At 73.2% G+C, this 693-nt stretch carries 2 pseudogenes; both read right to left on the reverse strand.

What is annotated here, in order from left to right:
- Positions 1–181, reverse strand: a pseudogene (locus ACIKT0_RS19535) (hypothetical protein); the annotation flags it as partial.
- A gap of 119 nt (positions 182–300) precedes the next feature.
- Positions 301–693 (reverse strand): annotated as a pseudogene (locus ACIKT0_RS19540) (hypothetical protein); the annotation flags it as partial.

The following is a 693-nucleotide window of genomic DNA, read 5'->3' on the forward strand; positions in this document are numbered from 1 at the left end:
GACGAGCCGGATCAGCGGCGTGTTCCCGATGGCGTCGACGACGCTCCCGCAGCGCGCGCATCGCGGCGTCGAGGCCGGCCTGGACCTTGGCGGCGTCCATGCCCGGCGGAATCGCCGGGTCCGAGAAGTCGACCATGTCGGGCTTCTCGCCGATGATGAGAACGCGCTTCGCTTCGGACATGAGATCGCCTCCCGCGCGCCGGCCGGCCCCGCGCCGCGCCGCAGCCCGCTGGAGGATAGCGCGCACAGGCCCAGCGTCATGGCCCTGTGCCCTCATGAGGGTCCGGGGGCGCCGCCGATCTAGTGCGCGGGACTGACCTCGACCGATCCCCGAGGGGCGTCGCCGAGCGTGGCCGAGACGGTCGCCCGCGCCGTCCGCGCAGCTCCGATCCGCGACAGCAGGATCACCGGCAGCAGCCCGACCGCGACGATGATCAGCGCCGCCACCGCTCCGTCCTCATAGGTTCCGCGCGCGGCCTCGCCGTAGAGATGCGTCGCCAGCGTCTCGAAATTGAGCGGACGGATCAGCAGCGTCGCCGGCAGCTCCTTCATGCAGTCCACGAAGACGAGCAGCGCGGCGGCGGCCAGCGCGCTCTTTGACAGCGGCAGGTGGATGCGCAGGAAGGCGCCACCCGCGCTCTGGCCGAGCGTGCGCGCGGCGCCGTCGACCGCCGCCGGGATGCGGGCGAGCCC

Source organism: Hansschlegelia beijingensis (assembly GCF_045505405.1).
In the GTDB taxonomy this organism is placed as follows: Bacteria; Pseudomonadota; Alphaproteobacteria; order Rhizobiales; family Methylopilaceae; genus Methylopila; species Methylopila beijingensis_A.